General features: G+C 55.6%; 16 protein-coding genes. 6 read left to right on the plus strand and 10 right to left on the minus strand.

Annotated elements, in window-relative coordinates; translation table 11 throughout:
* Window positions 1-108: 108 nt before the first annotated feature.
* The 4 genes from F3I44_RS07320 to F3I44_RS07335 form a co-directional block, all read right to left on the minus strand.
* On the minus strand, window positions 109-1,485 hold the full coding sequence (locus F3I44_RS07320; protein WP_150010149.1) for a nucleobase:cation symporter-2 family protein: 1,377 nt from the start codon (window positions 1,483-1,485) through the stop codon (window positions 109-111).
* Between the two features lie 180 nt (window positions 1,486-1,665).
* Window positions 1,666-2,364, minus strand: coding sequence for a dethiobiotin synthase (gene bioD / locus F3I44_RS07325; protein WP_150010151.1), 699 nt, complete (start codon window positions 2,362-2,364; stop codon window positions 1,666-1,668).
* Between the two features lie 113 nt (window positions 2,365-2,477).
* Window positions 2,478-3,695, minus strand: a complete 1,218-nt coding sequence (locus F3I44_RS07330; protein ID WP_150010153.1) for an ROK family transcriptional regulator — start codon at window positions 3,693-3,695, stop codon at window positions 2,478-2,480.
* A 130-nt stretch (window positions 3,696-3,825) separates the two neighbouring features.
* Entirely contained in the window at window positions 3,826-4,719 is an 894-nt protein-coding gene (locus F3I44_RS07335) for a LysR family transcriptional regulator (protein ID WP_150010155.1), read from the minus strand.
* A gap of 95 nt (window positions 4,720-4,814) precedes the next feature.
* Here F3I44_RS07335 and F3I44_RS07340 point away from each other — a divergent pair, with 95 nt between their 5' ends.
* From F3I44_RS07340 to F3I44_RS07350, 3 genes are all read left to right on the plus strand, one after another.
* On the plus strand, window positions 4,815-6,065 hold the full coding sequence (locus tag F3I44_RS07340) for an MFS transporter (protein ID WP_150019371.1): 1,251 nt from the start codon (window positions 4,815-4,817) through the stop codon (window positions 6,063-6,065).
* Window positions 6,066-6,233: 168 nt separating this feature from the next.
* Window positions 6,234-6,494 carry a hypothetical protein gene (locus tag F3I44_RS07345; protein ID WP_033732735.1) on the plus strand — a complete coding sequence of 87 codons (261 nt, stop codon included), beginning with the start codon at window positions 6,234-6,236 and terminating at the stop codon, window positions 6,492-6,494.
* 287 nt (window positions 6,495-6,781) lie between these two features.
* Window positions 6,782-7,966 carry a sugar transporter gene (locus F3I44_RS07350; RefSeq protein ID WP_150010159.1) on the plus strand — a complete coding sequence of 395 codons (1,185 nt, stop codon included), beginning with the start codon at window positions 6,782-6,784 and terminating at the stop codon, window positions 7,964-7,966.
* A gap of 75 nt (window positions 7,967-8,041) precedes the next feature.
* Here the strand turns inward: F3I44_RS07350 and F3I44_RS07355 are convergent, their stop codons facing one another.
* Window positions 8,042-8,299: a YdgH/BhsA/McbA-like domain containing protein gene (locus tag F3I44_RS07355; RefSeq protein ID WP_090960886.1), complete on the minus strand. Its 258-nt coding sequence runs from the start codon at window positions 8,297-8,299 to the stop codon at window positions 8,042-8,044.
* A 37-nt stretch (window positions 8,300-8,336) separates the two neighbouring features.
* The gene (locus F3I44_RS07360; RefSeq protein WP_150010161.1) at window positions 8,337-8,594 is read right to left on the minus strand and encodes a DUF1471 domain-containing protein; all 258 of its coding nucleotides are present in this window, start codon (window positions 8,592-8,594) and stop codon (window positions 8,337-8,339) included.
* 308 nt (window positions 8,595-8,902) lie between these two features.
* Between F3I44_RS07360 and F3I44_RS07365 the strand changes: the two genes are divergently transcribed.
* A complete protein-coding gene (locus tag F3I44_RS07365) occupies window positions 8,903-9,553 on the plus strand; it encodes a TetR/AcrR family transcriptional regulator (RefSeq protein WP_150010163.1) in 651 nt (216 codons plus the stop codon).
* 34 nt (window positions 9,554-9,587) lie between these two features.
* Here F3I44_RS07365 and rhaM read toward each other — a convergent pair whose 3' ends face one another.
* The 4 genes from rhaM to rhaB are packed head-to-tail and all read right to left on the minus strand — an operon-like array spanning window position 9,588 to window position 13,466.
* On the minus strand, window positions 9,588-9,902 hold the full coding sequence (gene rhaM, locus F3I44_RS07370; RefSeq protein WP_150010165.1) for an L-rhamnose mutarotase: 315 nt from the start codon (window positions 9,900-9,902) through the stop codon (window positions 9,588-9,590).
* Window positions 9,892-10,734 (minus strand): rhamnulose-1-phosphate aldolase, encoded by an 843-nt coding sequence (rhaD, locus tag F3I44_RS07375; protein WP_150010167.1) that lies wholly within the window; start codon window positions 10,732-10,734, stop codon window positions 9,892-9,894. The genes rhaM and rhaD overlap by 11 nt, the downstream gene beginning before the upstream one ends.
* Window positions 10,735-10,744: 10 nt before the next feature.
* The gene (locus tag F3I44_RS07380) at window positions 10,745-12,001 is read right to left on the minus strand and encodes an L-rhamnose isomerase (RefSeq protein WP_150010168.1); all 1,257 of its coding nucleotides are present in this window, start codon (window positions 11,999-12,001) and stop codon (window positions 10,745-10,747) included.
* On the minus strand, window positions 11,994-13,466 hold the full coding sequence (gene rhaB, locus F3I44_RS07385) for a rhamnulokinase (protein ID WP_150010170.1): 1,473 nt from the start codon (window positions 13,464-13,466) through the stop codon (window positions 11,994-11,996). The genes F3I44_RS07380 and rhaB overlap by 8 nt, the downstream gene beginning before the upstream one ends.
* A 291-nt stretch (window positions 13,467-13,757) precedes the next feature.
* Between rhaB and rhaS the strand changes: the two genes are divergently transcribed.
* Together rhaS and rhaR are read left to right on the plus strand one after the other, a co-directional pair.
* Entirely contained in the window at window positions 13,758-14,579 is an 822-nt protein-coding gene (gene rhaS / locus F3I44_RS07390; protein ID WP_150010171.1) for an HTH-type transcriptional activator RhaS, read from the plus strand.
* 11 nt (window positions 14,580-14,590) lie between these two features.
* Window positions 14,591-15,457, plus strand: a complete 867-nt coding sequence (gene rhaR, locus F3I44_RS07395) for an HTH-type transcriptional activator RhaR (protein ID WP_150010173.1) — start codon at window positions 14,591-14,593, stop codon at window positions 15,455-15,457.
* Window positions 15,458-15,467: the final 10 nt, after the last annotated feature.

Here is a 15,467-nt window from a genome sequence, read left to right on the forward strand (position 1 = left end):
CCCGCTATGCTTTGCTACTGGCGTATGCTCCCATCGCTTTAATTTCTATGTTGTCTGTAAGAAATACATCGATTCTTCTGTATTTCTAAACTTCCTGATTATCTGCTTTTAACTTTCAGTCAGCGTTTCCGCCTCAACCTCTTCCACCGCAGGTGCCTCGTCTGGCAGGACCAGATTGAGCACAATCGCCAGAATGCCGCCGGTCGTCACCGCGTGACCAAATAAATTGTTAATCAGCGGTGGGAACTGCTTCAGCACCTCCGGCACCGCTTCCACCCCCAGTCCAATCCCGAATGAGATCGCGACAATCAGCATCTCACGGCGGCCCAGCGGCGTCTGCGTCATCACCCTGATACCGGCAGCGACTACACTGCCAAACATCACCACTGTCGCTCCGCCCAGCACGGGCGGCGGGATCTGCTGCACCAGCGACCCAACATAGGGAAAGAGCCCCAGCAGCGCCAGCATAATCCCCAACAGCATACCGACATAACGACTGGCGACGCCGGTCATCTGGATCACCCCATTGTTCTGCGCAAACGTGGTGTTAGGAAAGGCAGAAAAGAGTGCGGCCAGCACGCAGCTCAGGCCGTCGGCAACAATGCCGCCCTGCAACCGTTGCTGAAAAGGCTTACCTGTGATTGGCTGCCGGGAAATCAGGCAGTTAGCGGTAAGATCCCCGACCGCCTCAATCACCGCAATCACAGACACCAGAGCAATAGGCAGAAAAATGGTCCAGTCAAAGGCAAAACCAAACCGGAAGAAAGCTGGCAGCACCAGCCAGCTGCTCTCCGGCGCGGCTCTGAGTTGCAGATGACCGGTTAAGGCTGCTGCAATACATCCCACCGCAATGCCGGCCACTACCGCCACCAGTCGTGCCCAGCGGTTACGCGAGCGGTTCAGCGCCACGATCACCAGCAGCGTCAACGCACCCAGCGCCAGATTCCCGGGCGAGCCAAAATCTGTAGCGTTGTGACCACCCGCCCAGTCAGTGATGCTGACTTTAATCAGGCTGATGCCTATCAGGGTTATTACCGTACCGGTTACCACGGGTGTCAGCACTTTGCGCAGCGTGCCGACGTAGCGACTGATCAGAATCGGAATCAGCGCTGCCACCAGATTGCAGCCAAACAACATCGCCATAATCTCTTCCGGCGAACCGCCGCGTCCTTTTACCATCAGGCCACCCGAGAGAATCACGCCCAGAAATGCGAAGCTTGTTCCCTGCAGGCAGATCATGCCCGCCCCAACGCCATAAAAACGTCTGGCCTGCATAAACGTGCCTAAGCCGGAGACGAACAGCGACATGCTAATCAGATAAGGGATATAGGCCTGCAATCCCAGAACCGAGCCAATAATCAGGGGGGGTGTGATGATGCCCACTACACTGGCCAGCAGATGTTGCAGCGCGGCTAAGAACGCCGGGACGGGACCTATGCGGGCTTCAAGCCCATATAACAAACCTTTCTCGTGCGAGTGCGACATGGTGGTGCTCCGGCTCTGTGTGATAAGCGGAGTTAATGCATTTTCTGCGCCATGACATCAGAATTTCACGATATCCGATCCAGGTCTTTCAAATTTAAACAGAAATAGTTACAGACAGGTCGCGGTGAGCCTGTAACTTTAGGCTCACTGCTGACTCAGATGACTTGTTTTGTTTCATAATCAGGCGATCTTTGCACTCACAGCGTGCAGAGCATCCTGTTCCAGCAGAGAAATATCCATCCAAGGGGTGAGATCGCGCTGTTCAGCGCGCGGCAGATAAGGCAGTTCTCCCAGCAGTGGCGCGTCAATTTTCTCGCGCAGAATTTCAATAATATCGCTGTACTGTGCCAGCCCTGGATTAATGCGATTCGCAACCCAGCCGACCAGCGGCAGTCCATCCCGCGTTATCGCCTCTGCTGTTAACAGAGCATGACTGATACAACCCGACTGGATGCCGACCACCAGCACCACCGGAAGCTGCTGCTCAACGACCCAGCAGGAGAGCGGACATCCATCGTTCATCAGGCTGCGCCAGCCGCCTGTGCCCTCGACAACCACACGATCGGCCTGCTGCGTCAGGCTGGCTAAGCCCCGGGTCAGCATTCCATAATCGATAATCTGCCCCGGATGGGTGCAGATCTCCTCTTCCTGGAAAGCCAGCGGATTAATCGCCTGGTATGCCAGGTCGATTGACGACGCGCTTTGCAGAACCTGTGCATCTTTGTTACGCAGGCCATCAGCGGTTTTGACCGCACAGCGCGCGACGGGCTTGAAGCCCACAGCACTCTGTCCGGACTGGATAAAACTTTGTAACAGCGCGCAGGACACTACCGTTTTGCCTACTGCGGTGTCGGTGCCGGTAACAAATAGTCTGTTCACTCAACTTCTCCTCTCGAACCGTTGCGGTTAATCGGTGATTAACCCTGCTGCGAAACAGCATTTTAAGGAATGGAGGATGAGAACGGATTGCGTTAGCGCAAGTTCAGGCCTGCTTAACCTTGCAACAGTTTCACTAACAGGTGCCCGTTGTAGAGCGCATCTTTAATTAACGCGGCTCCGCCCAGCGTTCCAGGCTCGCTGAATTCAGTGGGTGCCAGCTGAATGCCTGCACTGTAGGCAGGCAGTGACTGCTGCAGAATAGTGTTGCTCACCGCGGGAAACAGCACATCAGCGGCGGCATTGAGAGGAGAACCGATAAGAATATGTTGTGGATTGAAGATGTTGACCATCATTGCCAGGATCCGTCCAACGTGATGCCCGACGCTGGCAATGGTGTCACGCGCCAGACGGTCGCCCGACTGCGCGGCCGCACACAGGGACTGAAGCGTCAGCGGCTGATTATTGAGCAGGCTGTCAGGCTGGGCAGGCAGACGCTGCGCTGCCAGCGCCAGCAAACTGCCAGTGCTGGCCACCGTCTCCAGACAGCCATGATTCCCGCAGTAGCACTGCTGGCCATAAGGGTCGATCTGAGTATGCCCAATCTCAACCAGCGCCCGGCCACTTTTATGCAACAGTTGACCGCCGCTGATAACGCCCGCCCCCACGGTTTCATCAATCACAATCTGAATCACATCCTGCGCCCCCCGGGACGCACCAAACAGCGACTCCGCCAGCGTCCAGGCTGAAATGTCGTGCTGCACAAATACCGGCAAGCCGGTTCGCGCTGCCAGCGCATCGCCCAGCGGCATATCCCGTACCTGATAACCCGGCAGCCGATGCACCACACCTGACGCAGCGTTGATCAGCCCCGGCAGCGTAATGGCGATGGCCGTAAGACGTTCCAGCTTCTTCTGATGACGAATAAAGAAAGCATCGACCTGTTCAATCAGCGAAGTCAGTAAGGGCTGGGCAGTTTCATCCGGCAGCGGGAGACTCTCTTCTGCCAGCTCACGGCTACTGAGATCGCGCAGCGTAAAGGTCATGGCACCGCGATGCAGACGAATCGCCAGGTAGTGCCAGGCATCGGTATCCAGTATCAGGCCAATTGCCGGACGTCCACGGCTGCCGGGATCCTGAAACTCGGTCTCCTGCACCAGATGCGCATCCAGCATCTCACGCACAATTTTGGTTATGCTGGCCGGCGCAAGCTGGGCACGGCGGGAAAGTTCGATACGCGAAATGGGACCGTAACGGTCAATTAATCGATATACGACACCTGCATTGGTCTGTTTGATCTGGTCAATGTGGCCAGGCTGACTGTCCGGATTCACAACCCTGCTCCCGGTTATTTTCGCGCTTCTAAATAAACATGCGCCATGGTGAGGCAGATCAGGTGACAGCGTCAAATATTTGATTAGAAATGTGATTTATCGCACAGATTGATGCTGTGTCGCGCTCGCTTCAGACACGGTTTTCCCGCAGCAACGTCATCATATTCTCCATCTGCGCATTTATTTCGCGTCCCGCTGACCAGACCAGCCAGAGTTCTGAAATCGCATCCTCTTCCGTTAACGGCAGCCAGACAAGATCGGCCAGCCGCGCCCGGCGAAAAGAGGCGGGCAGAATGGAAACGCCTAAACCGGTTGCCACCAGCCCCAGGATGGTCATCGCCTCGCCGACTTCCTGGGTGATGTACGGCTTGATGTGATAGCGGTGCAGCAGCGCCAGAATGTCGCTATAGAGCGCGGTTCCGCCCTGAGGATCGAAAAAGACAAAGGGTTCAGCCGCCAGCGCCGTCACAGAGATCTTTTCAGCCTCAGCCAGCGGATGTGCCTTGTGCACCACAGCATAGAGCGGCTCGCTCAGCAGCAGCTGATGACGCAGGTCGGCTGGCAGCGGCGTGTTGCGCATCACGCCGAGATCGAGCCGTCCGTCATGTAACGGGACCAGCTGCTGGCGGGTATTAATCTCCTGCATCTGAATATGCACCTGTGGCCAGCGCTGACGGAACCGGAAGAGTGCATCAGAAACCACAGCGGTGAAGGGTGCCGACGAGGTAAAGCCGATACGCAGCTCTCCCTCTTCACCACGATGCAGCCGGGCAGCACGATCGGCGGCCTGCTCAACCTGCAACAGTATGGTGCGGGCATCACTCAGCAGTTGCTCTCCGGCAGCGGTAAGCTCCACGCTGCGGTTAGTGCGATTGAAAAGCCTTGCGCCGGTCTCCGCTTCCAGCTGAATAATCTGCTGACTCAGCGGCGGCTGGGAAATATTCAAACGCTGGGCTGCCCGCCCGAAATGGAGCTCTTCCGCCACCGCAATGAAGTAGCGCAGATGACGCAGTTCAATATTCATATTTTAAACGTCTTATTTGAGATTATTAATATATTAGACAGCATAATGCCGCTTTCCTAAGCTGACGACAGGTATTCTGACTGAGAGGAAGATGTGTGAGTCGCTCAATACAGGCAACAGTGGATGAGAAAGCGGTGACTGAACCGCAGGCGTCCGTTGCCGCGGCAGGTTATATCCGACGGGGAACACCCGCCTTTATGCGCGTCACGCTGGCGCTTTTCTCTGCGGGGCTGGCGACATTTGCCCTGCTCTACTGTGTGCAGCCGATTCTGCCGGTGCTGTCACAGCAGTTTGGTGTTTCTCCGGCGACCAGCAGCCTTTCGCTCTCTATTTCTACCGGCCTGATGGCGCTGGGCCTGCTGATGACCGGGCCGCTCTCTGATGCCATCGGGCGAAAATCGGTGATGGTGACTGCTCTGATGCTTGCGGCCATCTGTACGCTGATCTCCGCCACCATGACCAGCTGGCACGGCATTCTGATTATGCGGGCGCTGATGGGACTGTCGCTCAGCGGTGTTGCGGCGGTCGGTATGACCTATCTTAGCGAGGAGATGGATGCACGGGTCGTCGCCTTTTCAATGGGATTGTACATTAGCGGTAACTCCATTGGCGGGATGAGCGGGCGTCTGTTAAGCGGTGTCCTGACCGACCTCTTCTCCTGGCGTATCGCCGTGGCGGTGATTGGCTGTTTTTCGCTGGCCTCAGCACTGATGTTCTGGAAGATTCTGCCTGCATCGCGTCATTTCCGCCCCATCACGCTTCGTCCGCGTAATCTGCTGATTAACTTCCGGCTGCACTGGCGCGATCCGGGCCTGCCCAGGCTGTTTGCCGAAGGCTTTCTGCTGATGGGTGCCTTTGTCACCCTGTTTAACTATATTGGCTACCGTTTACTGGATGCCCCCTGGCATCTCAGTCAGGCCGTGGTGGGTCTGTTGTCAGTGGTCTATCTCACCGGATCATGGAGTTCACCTAAAGCGGGTGCACTAACCAGTCGCCTGGGACGCGGGCCGGTGATGCTGGGCGCAACAGCCATCATGCTGCTGGGTTTGCTGGTCACTGCCTTTAACTCACTCTGGCTGATTCTGCCTGGAATGATGTTGTTCACCGCCGGTTTTTTTGCCGCTCACGCGGTCGCCAGCGGCTGGATTGGTCCCCGTGCACGCCGGGCGCGTGGCCAGGCATCGTCGCTCTATCTGTTCAGCTACTACGTGGGTTCCAGCGTGGCGGGCACGCTGGGCGGTCTGTTCTGGCATAATTTTGGCTGGAGCGGAATCACGCTGTTTATCAGCGTCCTGCTGATCCTGGCCCTGCTGGTTGCCTGGGGTCTGCATAGTAAAAGACTCTGACAGCTTACTTCCGAGCCAGGCCCCGACCTCTCCTGCGGGCCTGGCAGCTTGACACACTGAACACTCCCTTCAGATCCATAACAAACAAAACGTGCTTTTCCCGCTATAATCCTTTTTATTGTAATAATTCATCTGCTTTGCCTTTTAACACGGCAACAAGGAACGCCTGTGGCTCTCTACTACTACGTTAATAAACAATCGGGATATAACGATAATCATGTTGTCCATGCCGCGGGCTGCCCCCATCTTCCCGACATGGATAACCGACTGTTTCTGGGCAGTTTCTATCATGTGAATGCCGCTATCCTTCAGGCCAAAAAATATTATGCGGGCGCTATCGGCTGCGAAAACTGCTGTCCGCTTAATCACAGCGACCCGCAGGCCAGTCAGCTCAGTGTGGCCCTGAAACATACTCCGCCTTCGCGTTAATCGACCGGACAGCCCGTAGCTGAAACGCTTCCCGCTGTGCTGTCCCATCACATCCTGCCTGAGGGAAACTCCCTGCTCTGAATGATGACTGCACCTCATTCGCTCTTAATAACCTCAGACTATCGCTCTATGACGGGGAGATAATAAAAAATCAGCAATAAAAGACATTTATAAGGTTTCGCTTCCCGCTTTATTCACTACAATGGTCAGTAATTTGTGACGCAGGTCACTTTCACTGGATGTTTCTGCCACATCCGATTTCGCTGTACTGACTGACTTGACTCCTCATGCAACCAACAACTGTTTCACGTAAAACTGCCTGGCTACGCGTAGTATTGCTGGCCATCGCCGCATTTGTTTTCAATACCACCGAGTTCGTGCCGGTTGGCCTGTTATCTGATATCGCTGCTGACTTTTCAATGCAGACGGCTGATGTCGGGATCATGCTGACCCTCTACGCTTGGGTCGTCGCGCTGCTTTCACTGCCGCTGATGCTGCTGACCCGCAATATTGAGCGACGGCTGCTGCTGGGCGTGCTGTTCCTGATATTTATCGTCAGCCACGTGCTGTCAACCGTCGCCTGGGATTTTCGGTCGCTGATGGTGTCGCGCGTCGGCATCGCCCTGTCTCATGCGGTGTTCTGGTCGATCACAGCCTCGCTGGCGATTCGTGTTGCCCCGGCGGGTAAGAAAACCCAGGCGCTGAGTATGCTGGCGACCGGTACCGCGCTGGCGATGGTGCTGGGCGTGCCGATTGGCCGCGTGGTGGGTCAGTATCTTGGCTGGCGCACCACTTTCGGCGCGATTGGTCTGTCGGCCCTGGTGCTGATGATCATGCTGGTGCGTATTCTGCCGCGCCTGCCAAGTGAGCATACCGGCTCGCTGAGCAGTGTGCCGATGCTGTTTCGCCGTCCGGCGCTGGTCAGCATGTACCTGCTGGTGACGCTGGTGGTGACCGCGCATTACACCGCCTACAGCTATATTGAGCCATTTATGCAGACCGTTGCCCACGCCAGCGGCAATTTCACAACCCTGCTGCTGCTGCTGTTTGGTTCAGCAGGCATTGTCGGCAGCCTGCTCTTCAGTACGCTGGGTAACAAATTTCCTTCCGCCCTGCTGATTGCCGCCATTGCGCTGATCACCCTTTGCATGGGCCTGCTGATTTTTGCCGCCGTTCGCCCTGCCGCTATATCCACGCTGTGTGTTGTCTGGGGAGTGGCGATGATGATGATCGGGCTGGGTATGCAGGTGCGGGTACTCTCGCTGGCACCGGATGCCACGGATGTCGCAATGTCGCTGATGTCTGGCATCTACAATATTGGTATTGGCGCGGGCGCGCTGCTGGGTAACCAGGTCAGTCTCCATCTGAGCATGGCTGAAGTGGGGAATGTCGGCGGGATGATTGGTCTGGTGGCGTTGCTGTGGTGTGTTTATATTTTCCGACGCTATCCTCAGTTACGCAGTAACGGATAATCCGCGCTGTACTCAGTAAAAAAGGCTTCAGATAAGTGGGTTTATCTGAAGCCTGTTTATTATTTATAGCGACTGTTACTTATAAAGAACGGCTGTGCCATGCAGGTTGTTGCTGCCAGAGGTCGAAGTGATGCGGAAAGACTTTGCGCCGACATCGCTGGCCTTCTCTGACAATTGCTGCTCCAGCGAGGTCAGATTCGTACTGCCCGTTGCGCTGATGACACCGATTTTTTGCTGATCCAACGGGGTGCTGCTCACCTGTTGGGCCGCCACGCTGGCAAAGGAGAGGCCACTTAGCACCGCCGCCGCCACCATCATATTGATACGTTTCATAACGAACCCCTTCTCACATTATCTGATGAACAACCTGTTACTGATAGATCACAGCCGTGCCGTGCAGTTTGTTCTGACCGCTGGTTGAAGTGATGCGGAATGATTTCGCACCGGCTTCATCCGCTTTGGCACTCAGCTGTGATTCAACAGAACTCAGGTTGGTGCCGCCTTGTACTGAGATGGTGCCAACGGGCTGCTGATTAACCGGTTCACTGGTGACGAGATCAGCGGCAGATGCGCCAAAAGCCAGGGTAGTGAGTGCCAGTGCTGCCAGGGTGGTTTTGATGGTTTTCATAATATTCTCTCTGTTCAGTATTTGAATTTGGTGTGTCTGAATTGGGTTGTCGCGATTTAGTTAACGACCGTTAAATAAATGATAGACCGCGATCTGGTTCGTCGTCAATATTTATTTAATGAGCGTTATTTTATTCGCGAAGTGGCGTGATTATGGGCTTCAGCCCCTTTTATGACTTAACCATAGGGACGGTAAAAATGCGCTGGCGCACAAAATGACAACGCTTGCGGCTGACCTTTCCAGTGGGCCTTGCACATTTTTATAATGATCGGTAATTTAATAGGGTGTTTTACTGTCTGTGAGGGTGTATGAGTCAGGTTCAGGATTGCGATGTAAAAAAATGCCGCGGCCGACCCAAAGTGTTCGATCGCGAAGCTGCGCTCGATAAAGCTCTGACCCTGTTCTGGACACACGGTTACGAGGGAACATCTCTGGCCGATCTGGTCGCCGCAACTGGCGCAAAAGCGCCAACCCTCTACGCTGAGTTTGTGAATAAAGAGGGATTGTTTCGCGCAGCGATGGAGCGTTATGTAGAGAAGTTCAGCGCATGGCGTGAAGCAGCATTAGGCGATGATCAGTTATCGGTGGATCGGGCCATTGAAGCCTATTTCCGCTCTACTGCGGCCTGTTTTACCGAACGCGACTCTCCCGGCGGATGTTTCTTTATCTGCACCTCAACTGCCCTGTCGGCAGCTTCGGCAGAGATTGCCACCATGCTGCAACAGCAGCATCAGTCGCAGGAGCATGTGCTGAGTGATTTTCTGCTGGTGCGCCAGCAGCGTGGTGAACTGAGTGCGGCAGTAAATATTCCGGCGCTGTCTCGTTATCTGGGTTGTATGCTTCAGGGCATGTCGGTGCGCGCGCGCGAAGGCGCAGAGCGTGACGATCTTGAGGGTATTATTGATACGCTGATGGCGATGTGGCCAACGCTGACCGGCTTGTGTCAGGACGGGGGTTAGAAAAACAGGGCGGCATTGCCGCCCTTTTCGTCATCTAGCTCAGGAAAAACACCGGTTTTAACGGCTGACTGACAGGACTGTTATCTGCATTAGACGGCATGAGATCTTTCATTGACGCCCACCAGCGCTGACACACCTCGGTTTTTGCCACCGCTTCCCAGCGTGCTTCAGATTCAATCTCAACGCTGCCGAACAGCAGATTCCGCTCTGCGTCCAGCCAGATGGCATAGTTGTGCGCGCCGTGTGCCTTCAGCGTCTCAGCCAGTTCAGGCCAGATTGGGGAGTGACGACGTTCATACTCAGCATGACAGTCGGCATTCACCTGCATCACAAAAGCTTTACGCAGCATTGGCTGGGCCCACATCCAGCGCCGGTTGCCACGGCTTGACACCAAAGCGCTCACCCAGCGCGATCAGCTGTTCGGTGGTGATGCTCTGGCGAATACCGCCCATCGACAGCACTTTGACGATCACTTCTGACGATTTTTCCGCCGTATCAATCAGACCAAAGGTTTCATCGAGTGTCGGGCCTGTGCCAAAGACACCGTGGAATGGCCACATCACCAGCGTATGAGACTGCATCTGTCCCGCAGTCGCTGTGCCGATTTCATCGGTGCCAGGAACCATCCATGGCAGCACACCCACGCCATCCGGGAAGACCACCAGACATTCGGTACTGCCTTCCCACAGCAAACGGGTAAAGCGGGCAGAGTCCATCTCAACCACGTAGCTCAGAGCCATAAAGTTGGTCGCATGGCAGTGCATAATCACCCGATCTGCGCCTTTACTGACGGCTTTACGTACCGCATGAGACTGAAAGTGTGATGCCAGCTCAGAGGTCGGCAAACCGCCATTCGACAGGCCCCAGTGAATTTTATAGGAAAGTCCCTTGCCATCGACCTGCAACAGCGCCAGACAATCCGCCGGATCAAGCTGGACGTTACGCATGAATTTTCCTGACCCGGTCACCAGAAACCAGTCGTTCGCCAGCGCAGGTGCAGGCTGTGTCAGCTCAATGCAGCGCGGTTCCTTATAGAAGTCGGCGGCAAAGGGTTTAACCTCCTCCTCCAGCAGACGGAGGCTGACGTTACCGCCGTTACGTTCGTCCCAGCCCTTCAGCCACATGTCACTGGTCGCTTTGACCATTCCCTTAACAAACCCGGAAGAAAGAATGTTTTGCATAGTGAAATCCTTAACGTTGGCTCAAGATCTGTTGTTCATAATGACGGACATCGCCTAACCAGCTGGCATCAGCCGGGACGTCCTGGCGCAGGCACCACGCTTCCCAGACCGCCTGCCATGGCAGTGATTTTTGCTCTTCCAGCAGGGTAAGCCGTGCGGTGTAATCGCCACTGTTCTCGGCCTGGCGTAAGCGGTCGGTTGGCTCCAGTAAGGCACGCAGCAGCGCTTTTTTAGTGTTACGGGTGCCGATAACCCAGGCGGCAATCCGGTTAATTGAGGCGTCGAAGAAGTCGAGGCCGATATGCACTTTGTCAAACAACTGATGACGGACGATCTCACTGGCGATAGCCTGGGTTTCATCATCCAGCAGCACAACATGGTCGCTGTCCCAGCGCACCGGACGGCTGACGTGCAGCAGCAGGTGCGGCACATAGAGCATGGCGGCGGAAATTTTGTCGGAGATCACTTCGGTTGGATGGAAATGCCCTGCATCCAGACACAGCGCCGTCTGGCGACTGGCGGCATAGCCGAGATAAAACTCGTTAGAGCCTACGGTGTAGCTCTCAGCGCCTATGCCAAACAGCTTGCTCTCAACCGCATCGATATGATGCTGCGGATTGATTTTTTCTGAGATAATTTCATCCAGCGCACTCATCAGACGCTCACGCGGGGCCAGCCGATCCACGGTGATATCTTTCATACCGTCCGGCACCCAGATATTCATCACTGAGGGCGTGCCAAGCTGCTCGCCAAATGAGGCAGAGATGCGGCGACTCGCTTTGCAGTGGTCGATCCAGAACTGACGGATGGTTTCATCACTGTGCGATAGCGTAAAGCCATCAGCGCTTTTGGGATGCGAGAAGCAGCTTGGGTTAAAATCGAGGCCCAGCTTATTCTCTTTGGCCCAGGCGACCCAGTTGGCGAAATGGGCAGGTTCAATGGCATCCCTGTCCACCGGCGTGTCGCTTTCAAGGTAGATAGCGTGCAGGTTCAGACGTTTCGCCCCAGGAATCAGCGACATAGCCTTGTCGATATCACTGCGTAGTTCACTGGCATTCCGTGCCCGTCCCGGGTAGTTGCCGGTCGCCTGAATGCCGCCGGTCAGTGCGCCCTGCGGGTTTTCGAATCCCCGGACATCATCACCCTGCCAGCAGTGCATGGAGACCGGAATGCGGTCCAGCTGGCGGATGGCTTGTTCAACATCAACCCCATTATCAGCGTAGCGTTGTTTAGCCAGTTCAAAAGCCTGTTCAATCTGCTTAGTCATAAGCGGGTTCCTTAGCGGGTTGACTCAGCGTCGCGAAGCTTGCCTGACTGGCACTGAAGACGCTGTTTGTTTGCGGTTCGAATTTTTCGAGTGGGAAGTTGTTAATGACGCTGCAGCGGAAATCAGCCACATCGGTCAGTTCGCCCAGGGCAATCAGCTGGCAACCCACGTTACCCAGTGTGGAGGCTTCAACCGGGCCTGACAGTACCGGGATCTGGCAGGCATCGGCGCAGAGCTGGTTAAGAAAGCGGTTCTGACTGCCGCCCCCCACCACGTGCAACTGGCTGAAAGGCTTGCCGCGCAACTGAGCCAGCTCCTGGATTACTTCACGGTAGAGCAGCGCCAGGCTGTCAAATATGCAGCGAGCCAGCGCAGCGGCAGATTGGGGCACTGGCATGCCCTGCTCAGCGCAGGCGTTCTGAATCTCATTAACCATGCTGTCTGGATTGATGAAGCGAGCATCATTGGGACTAATGAGTGAAACACAGGCGGGCTGACGGGCTGTCTCTTCAATCAGCATGCTGAGATCGTCAATCTGCAGTTCGCTGCAGATACGCTGCAACAGCCATAGCCCCATGATGTTTTTCAGTACGCGATACCCCTCAGCGCCGCCTTCGTTGGTGATGTTGGCGCGCAGGGCCGTATCGCAGGCATAGGGCTGCAGACTTTCGAAGCCCATCAGCGACCAGGTACCCGAACTGAGATAGGCGGCGTCGTCCTGTATCAGCGGCGTCGCCAGAACCGCGCTGGCAGTGTCGTGAGTGGCGACGGCGATCACCGGAACCGCCGTGCCCGCGCGATTGATCCAGTGACCGACGGTATTGCCTGGTGCCTGCGGCTGACCGAACCACCGCGCGTCTACGCCCGCCCAGGCGAGTAAATCGCGATCCCACTCACCGCTGTGAATATTGAGCATTTGCGTGGTGGTCGCGTTGGTATATTCCCAGTTGAGATTACCGGTCAGGCGATAATGCAGGTAGTCAGGTATCATCAGCGCATGCGCTACGCGGGCCTGCCAGTCGGGCTGCTGATGATGAAGAGCGCGCATCTGATAGAGTGTATTGAACGGCAGAAACTGAATGCCGGTCCGGGCATAAATGGCGCTGCGGCTCAGCTCATGCTGCGCCTGCTCCATCAGGCCGTGCGTGCGCGCATCACGATAGCTGACCGCCTCACCCACCTGCTCACCCTCTGCATCCAGCAGCACCATATCAACACCCCAGGTGTCGATGCCAATACTGTCAGGGACAATGCCTTCATCATCTAACTGAGCCAGCCCGGCGCGTATCTCCCGCTCCAGCATAGCCAGATCCCAGCAGTCATAACCGGCACAACGCTGGCGCTTATTTTCAAAGCGCCGGACCTCCCGCAGTGCCAGCTGGCGCTGCGCGGCATCCCAGCTGGCGAGCATGACCCGCCCGCTGGATGCACCGAGATCGATAGCAACAATGTTTCTCCTGGTCATGGCGACTTTTTCCTGTGATTAAGTGGTCACAGAGTAAAAATCTTGCCAGGTCGTCACCTTCCCGAGAATGCCAACAGGCGTAAGTGGCTGGCAGATGGGCAAAGAACTTCGTGAGGGAGATCACAGAGATGGCAGCAGAGGTGATGTGACCCCTGCCGCAAAACTGTTAACTGCCGGGGATTTCTTGAAAAATCAGCATGATTCCTGCTGAGTCCAGCTGAAAATTCAAGGTAAGGTAACAGCGTCCTGATTAGACTGCGTTACGGTTTTGTTAAGCAGCGAGAGACGACGATGACCATCTTGCACAGTGCAGATTTTTTTCCCGAAGGCGATTACGCGATAGCGATTGAACCCCGCATACCGCAGGCAGCTTTTCCGGAACATCATCATGATTTTCATGAGATTGTGCTGGTAGAGCAAGGCTCAGGCATTCATGTGTTTAATGGTCAGCCGCAGACGCTGTGTGCAGGTTGTGTCTGCTTTGTGCGCGATCACGATCGTCATCTCTATGAGCAGACCGACAATCTTTGCCTGACTAATGTGCTTTATCGCAGTCCCGGCGCGTTTCGCTTTCTCTCCGGGCTGCAGGCTTTGTTGCCCTGCGATCAGGACGGGCAATACACCTCTCACTGGCGTATCAATCACAAAGTGATGGCGCAGGCGCTGAGTGTGACAGCGAAGATGCAGCAGGATGATACCTGGTCGCTGGAAAAACAGGCGCACCAGGAACAGCTCTTTTTGCAGTTGCTGGTGTTGCTGCGGGAAGCCTGTATTGACGGGCAGAGTCAGGATCAGGAAGCACGATTGCACCGCCTGCTCGACTGGCTCGGCGACCATTACAGTGACGAGATTGTCTGGGAGGAGCTGGCTGATCGTTTCTCCCTTTCGCTGCGAACCCTGCATCGGCAGATGAAGCAGCAAACCGGCAGTACGCCGCAGCGTTATCTGAACCGTTTGCGTCTGTTACAGGCTCGTCATCTGCTGCGTCACAGTGATATGCGAATTACCGATATCGCCTTCCAGTGTGGATTTGGTGACAGTAACCATTTCTCAACCCTGTTCAGGCGCGAATTTGGCTGCGCACCGCGAGCGGAGCGCCAGCAGATGTTGTAAAGGAGCAAAGTATGGCATTGATACTCAGTCGGGATGACTATTTTCCCGCTACCAGTTTACCGGTGGCGGTTGCCGAAAGGATGCCCCAACCCTCCTTTCCGCTCCATCAACACGAGTTCAGTGAAATCGTGATTGTCTGGCGCGGTAACGGCCTGCATGTCCTCAACGATCGTCCCTGGCTGATAACCTGCGGCGACGTTTTTTATATCCGCGACAGTGACTGCCATAGCTACGATAGCGTCAACAATCTGGTGCTGGATAATATCCTCTACTGCCGTGACCGCTTTGGCCTTAGCCTTGACTGGAATCAGCTGCTGCCACAACAGGGACCGGACACGCCCGGCTGCTGGCGTCTGACCACGCGCGGCATGTCACTGGCCCGTGGTGTTATCAGCCAGCTGGAGCGTGAAAGCCGCAAAAGCGATCCGCTGTCAGTGCAGCTCTCTGAGGCACTGTTTTTACAGCTGGCATTGATTCTGCGCCGCCATGGCTATGCCGCCGATCGTCCCTGGGCATTGCCGGAGGGTGAACAGCTCGATCTGCTAATGTCAGCCTTACAGGGTGCGCTTGCCCGTCCCTTCGATCTGGCGGCGTTTTGTCATCAGAATCAGCTCAGCGAACGGGCGCTGCGGCAGCTTTTTCGTCAGCAGACCGGGATGACCATTGGTCATTACCTGCGTCAGTTGCAGCTCTGCCAGGCAAAATATCTGCTGCGCACCCAGGATTGCCTGATTAGTGAGGTCGCCGCCCGCTGCGGCTTTGATGACAGTAACTATTTCTCGGTGGTTTTCACCCGTGATACCGGTTTAACACCCAGCGCCTGGCGTCAGCGATTTATTGCCCCACGGCAGGCGCTGAAGCGTGCCGAGTCTGAATAATAGAGGCCTG

Origin of the sequence: Pantoea sp. F_5, from assembly GCF_008631595.1 — a bacterium.
GTDB lineage: Bacteria > Pseudomonadota > Gammaproteobacteria > Enterobacterales > Enterobacteriaceae > Pantoea > Pantoea gossypiicola.